Annotated in this window: 4 protein-coding genes and 1 pseudogene; 1 reads left to right on the top strand and 4 read right to left on the bottom strand. The window is 69.3% G+C overall.

The window, feature by feature from the left end:
• From DMC18_RS24190 to gltX, 4 genes are all read right to left on the bottom strand, one after another.
• Positions 1–357 (bottom strand): NAD(P)-dependent oxidoreductase (locus tag DMC18_RS24190; protein ID WP_146218197.1); only part of this gene is annotated, 357 nt, incomplete at its 3' end.
• Complete coding sequence (locus tag DMC18_RS24185; protein ID WP_110120393.1) at positions 357–1,361, bottom strand: 3-oxoacyl-[acyl-carrier-protein] synthase III C-terminal domain-containing protein; 1,005 nt, start codon at positions 1,359–1,361, stop codon at positions 357–359. The genes DMC18_RS24185 and DMC18_RS24190, both read right to left, overlap by 1 nt.
• 142 nt (positions 1,362–1,503) lie before the next feature.
• Positions 1,504–2,784: a citrate synthase gene (gltA, locus tag DMC18_RS24180; protein WP_109102818.1), complete on the bottom strand. Its 1,281-nt coding sequence runs from the start codon at positions 2,782–2,784 to the stop codon at positions 1,504–1,506.
• A 67-nt stretch (positions 2,785–2,851) separates the two neighbouring features.
• A complete protein-coding gene (gene gltX / locus DMC18_RS24175; protein WP_110120394.1) occupies positions 2,852–4,273 on the bottom strand; it encodes a glutamate--tRNA ligase in 1,422 nt (473 codons plus the stop codon).
• Positions 4,274–4,451: 178 nt separating this feature from the next.
• Here gltX and DMC18_RS26315 point away from each other — a divergent pair.
• Positions 4,452–4,876, top strand: a pseudogene (locus tag DMC18_RS26315) (competence protein ComEC); the annotation flags it as partial.

Raw genomic sequence — 4,876 nt, 5'->3', positions numbered from 1 at the left:
GGTGTAGATCGACGGCGAGGAGACGAAGACCAGCCCCTCGCAGCCGGCGGCGCGGGCGGCGGCGAGCAGGTCGCGGGTCATGCCCACATTGGCCCGCTCGAAGGCCTCGTCCGGTCCCCAGGGGCTGGACAGGGCCGCCGCGTGGAACACCACCTCGACGCCCCGGCAGAGATCAGCGGCGCGACCCGGATCGGCGACCAGGTCGGCCTCGATCGTCTCGACGCCCATGGCGCGCAGGCGCTCGACAGCGCCGGCGTCGCGCCCCGTCGCCCGCACCGCGTAGCCTTCCGCCAGCAGGGCGGCGGTCAGGGCCAGGCCCAGCCCGCCCGTGGCGCCGGTGACGAGCGCCTGGCGCATCAGACCCGCAGGACCATCGCGCCGATGCTGATGCCGGCGGCCGTGCCGACCAGCAGCACGCTCGAGCTCGGCGTCAGCCGCCGCTCGCGCCAGGCGCTGTGCAGAGCGGTGGGAATGGAGGCGGCGATCTGGTTGCCGTGCTCGCCGAACACGTCGACCACCCGGGCCGGATCCCCGCCGACCAGCTTGCGCAGGTGATCCAGGCCCGGCCGGCTGGCCTGGTGCGGCACGATCAGGTCGACGCTCTCCCGGTCCAGGCCGGCGTCCTCCAGCACCTTGTCGATCACCGGCGGCAGCCGCTTGGCGGCGGCCTTGAAGATGCCGAATGGGTCCATGTGGAACTTGGCGGCGTCCTCGAAGGCCTCCAGCCCGTCCTCCAGCCGCACGCGCGAGCCGCCGGCCTTCAGGGTGGCCAGGTCCCGGCCCTCGCCATAGCTCTCGAACCGGCGGGCCAGCAGGGCGGGGCCGTCGGCGTCGTCGCCGGCTTCGAGGCACGCAGCTGCCGCGCCGTCGCCGAAGATCGCGCTGGCCGTCGGCTGGCGCCAGTCCAGCCCCGCCGAGGCGATGTCGCTGGAGACCACCAGGGCCCGCCGCCAGCGCCGGGTGGCGAAACCCATGGCCGCCACGTCCAGCGCCGCCAGGAACGACAGGCAGCTCTGGTTGACGTCAAAGGCGCTGATGCCCGAGCGGCCCAGGCCCAAGGCCTGCTGCACCAGGATCGAGGTGCCGGGGATCGGCTGCTCCATCACCCCGCCGGCCCCGATCAGCACGTCGAACTCGCCATCGGCCCAGCCGGCCGCCGCCAGGGCGTCGCGCGCCGCCGCAGCCCCCATCATCGAGGCGGTCTCGTCGGGCGAGGCGAAGCGGCGCGAGGTCAGGCCGAATTGGGATTGGGTGAAGCCGGCCTCGCGGCCGTAGCGGGCGTCCAGCTCGTCGGAGACCAGGGCCTGTCGGGGTTCGTAGACGCCCAGGCCGCACAGCCGCAGCGGCGTGAAACCAGACATTACGCGACCCTTCCCAAGCGCTACAGAAGTCAACGCTTAGTCGCATGCACTCGCGTCCGCAACGCGGCGCAATGCTGGCGCGCAAACAAAAAGGCCTCGCTTTCGCGAGGCCTTTCCGTAATTCCAAAGCCGGAAGAAGCGCTTAGCCGCGCTTTTCGACGTCGATGTAGTCGCGCTGGGTCGAGCCCGTGTAGAGCTGACGCGGACGGCCGATCTTGCGGGTCGGATCCTCGAACATTTCCTTCCACTGGCTGATCCAGCCGACGGTGCGGGCCAGGGCGAACAGCACGGTGAACATGTTGGTCGGGAAGCCCATCGCGCGCAGGGTGATGCCCGAATAGAAGTCGATGTTCGGGTACAGCTTGCGCTCGATGAAGAACGGATCGCTGAGCGCGATCTTTTCCAGCTCCATGGCCACTTCGAGCAGCGGGTCGTTGATGCCAAGCTGGCCGAGGACCTCGTGGCAGGTCTTCTGCATGACCTTCGCGCGCGGGTCGAAGTTCTTGTACACGCGGTGGCCGAAGCCCATCAGCTTGTGCTTGCGGGCCTTCACGCCCTCGATGAATTCGGGGATCTTGTCGACCGTGCCGATCTGCTCGAGCATCTCCAGGGCTTCCTGGTTGGCGCCGCCGTGCGACGGCCCCCACAGGCAGGCGATGCCGGCGGCGATGCAGGCGAACGGGTGAGCGCCCGACGAACCGGCCAGACGGACGGTCGAGGTCGAGGCGTTCTGCTCGTGGTCGGCGTGCAGGATGAAGATGCGGTCCATGGCGCGGGTCAGGACCGGGTTCGGCTTCCAGTCCTCGGCCGGCACCGAGAAGCACATGCGCAGGAAGTTTTCCGAGTACGACAGGTCGTTGCGCGGCGACACGAACGGCTGGCCGATCGTGTACTTGTAGGCGCGGGCGGCGATCGTCGGCATCTTGGCGATCAGGCGATGAGCGCTGATCTCACGCTCGCGGGCGTCGTCGACGTTCATGCTGTCGGCGTAGAAGGCCGACAGGGCGCCCACGGCGCCGGTCATGACGGCCATCGGGTGGGCGTCGCGACGGAAGCCTTCGAAGAACCGGTCGAACTGCGCGTGCAGCATCGTGTGGTAGGTGATGTTGTTCTCGAACTTGGCCAGTTCGGCGGCCGTCGGCAGTTCGCCGTTCAGCAGCAGGTGGCAGACTTCGAGGAACGACGACTTCTCGGCCAGCTGGTCGATCGGATAGCCGCGGTGCAGCAAAACGCCGGCGTCGCCGTCGATATAGGTGATCTTGCTCTCGCACGACGCGGTCGAGGTGAAGCCCGGATCGAAGGTGAAGTGGTCGCTTTCGCCATAGACCTTGCGGATGTCCAGAACGTCCGGACCCGTGCTGCCCTTGAGGATCGGCAGGTCGTAGCTCTTATCGCCGATCGTCAGCGTGGCTTTGTCGGTCATGCGAGAGACCCTTTCAATAATGGAACGATCAGTCCAGTTTTGTATTTCGCGGGTGCGTTATAGCGCCTCATGCGCGCGACGCCAGCGCGTCGTCAAGACGCCCCAGCGACTCGTCACGACCAAGGGCGGTCATGATCTTGTTCAGGTCGGGCGCCTGGGCCCCGCCGGTGAGGATTCCGCGCAGCGGCGGGCCGAACTTGCCGAAGCCGACAGCCTCCGATTCCGCGAACGATTTCAACAGCGTCTCCAGCTCCGAAACGCCCCAGACCGGAGCGGCGGCCAACTGGTCACGAAGTCGTGCGAGGCGCGCGACCGTTTCCTCGGAAAGCTGCTTGGCGGTTTTTTCTTCGAGCGTCAGCGGGCGCACCTTGAGCGCGAACGCCACGTGTTCGCCCAACTCCAGGATGGTCTTGGCGCCTTCCTTGACCTGCGGAACGGCGCCGGCGATGCGGGCTTCGGCGTCGGCCGGCAGGTCGGTCCCGGCGGCGGTCAGGGCCTTCAGCGTCAGGGCGGTCAGGCGCGCGTCGTCGGCCTGGCGCAGGTGCTGGCCGTTGATGAAGTTCAGCTTGGCCCAGTCCAGGCGGGCAGGGGCCTTGACCACGTCCTTGACGTCGAACCAGCTGATCGCCTGCTCGTCGTTGAACACCTCGTCGTCGCCGTGGCCCCAGCCCAGGCGCGCCAAGTAGTTGCGCATGCCCTCGGGGATGTAGCCCATGTCGGCGAACTCGCCGACGGCTTGCGCGCCATGGCGCTTGCTGAGCTTGGCGCCGTCGGGGCCGTGGATCAGCGGGATGTGGCCGAAGGCCGGCACGGTCCAGCCATTGGCCTGGTAGATCAGGGTCTGGCGGGCGGCGTTGTTCAGGTGGTCGTCGCCGCGGATCACGTGGGTGACGCCCATGTCGTGGTCGTCGACCACCACGGCCAGATTGTAGGTCGGTGCGCCGTCAGCGCGCAGCAGGACCAGGTCGTCCAGGTCGGCGTTGTTGAAGGTCACCGGACCCTTGACCTGGTCGTCGACCAGGGTCGTGCCCTCGGTGGGGCCCTTGAAACGGATGACGTGCGGCAGGGTGGGATCGCTGGGCGGCGGGGCGTCGCGCCAGGGCGAGCGCAGGGCCGGCCCGCCGGCTCGGGCCAGTTCGCGCGCGGCGGCCAGTTCCTCGACGGTCATCCAGCAGCGATAGGCGCGGCCGGCCGCCAGCATTTCCTCGACGACGGCCCGATGGCGGTCGGCGCGGCTGTACTGGAAGACGACTTCCTCGTCGGACTTCATGCCCAGCCAGTCGAGGCCTTCGAAGATCGCGGCCACGGCCGCTTCGGTCGAACGCTCGCGGTCGGTGTCTTCGACGCGAATAAGGAACTTCCCACCCGTATGGCGTGCATATAACCAGTTGAACAGCGCCGTTCGGGCGCCGCCGATATGCAGGAAGCCGGTCGGCGACGGGGCGAAGCGGGTGACGACGCCGCTGGGGGCGGGGGAGGAACTGGACATAGGCTTCGAAGCTGACGGTCTGGAGGCCGCGGGGGCGGCGGGAGGCTCGGCGGCTGCGCGCGACGCAGGCGCCGGCCGCTGGGCGGCGCGTCTTAGCACGGCCGTTCGAAGGTGTCCTAGTCCCGCAGCGCTCGCTTCACAGGCGATCGATGAGGCAAGGCTCAACGCGGGCCGCTGGATGCTGTGGGCGCCGGTCGCCTTCGGCCTGGGCGCGGCCGGCTATCTGGAGCTGAAGGTCGAGCCGTCCTGGTCGCTGCTGGCCCTGGTGGCGCTGGCCCTGGCCGTGCTCGCGGTCTGGAGCCGCGGCTGGCCGCGCTGGAGCGGCCTGGCGATTCCCCTGACCCTGGCCGCCTTCGCGGCCTCGGGCGCCTTGGCCGGCAAGGTTCGCTGCGACCGGGTCGCCGCGCCGGTCATGCCGGTCGAGCGGAGCGTGCGGGTGATCGACGGCTTCGTCGTCGACGTGGTCTCGCCCGGCGCGGCCGGCCCGCGTCTGCTGGTCGCGCCGGTGTCGATCTCGCGGCTGTCGCCGGAAGCCACGCCGACGCGAATCCGGGTCAGCCTGGCCGAGGGCGAGACCGCGCCGCCGCCGGGCTCGGCCCTGCG

Origin of the sequence: Caulobacter sp. D5, assembly GCF_003185805.1 — a bacterium.
Lineage (GTDB): Bacteria > Pseudomonadota > Alphaproteobacteria > Caulobacterales > Caulobacteraceae > Caulobacter.
This window is presented reverse-complemented; position numbering and strand designations above follow the sequence as displayed.

What these genes read in the sequence shown, in the direction of transcription:
- DMC18_RS24185 (WP_110120393.1), bottom strand. Translation starts at nt 1,361, where the DNA reads ATGTCTGGTTTCACGCCGCTGCGGCTGTGCGGCCTGGGCGTCTACGAA.
- gltX (WP_110120394.1), bottom strand. Translation starts at nt 4,273, where the DNA reads ATGTCCAGTTCCTCCCCCGCCCCCAGCGGCGTCGTCACCCGCTTCGCC.
- gltA (WP_109102818.1), bottom strand. Translation starts at nt 2,784, where the DNA reads ATGACCGACAAAGCCACGCTGACGATCGGCGATAAGAGCTACGACCTG.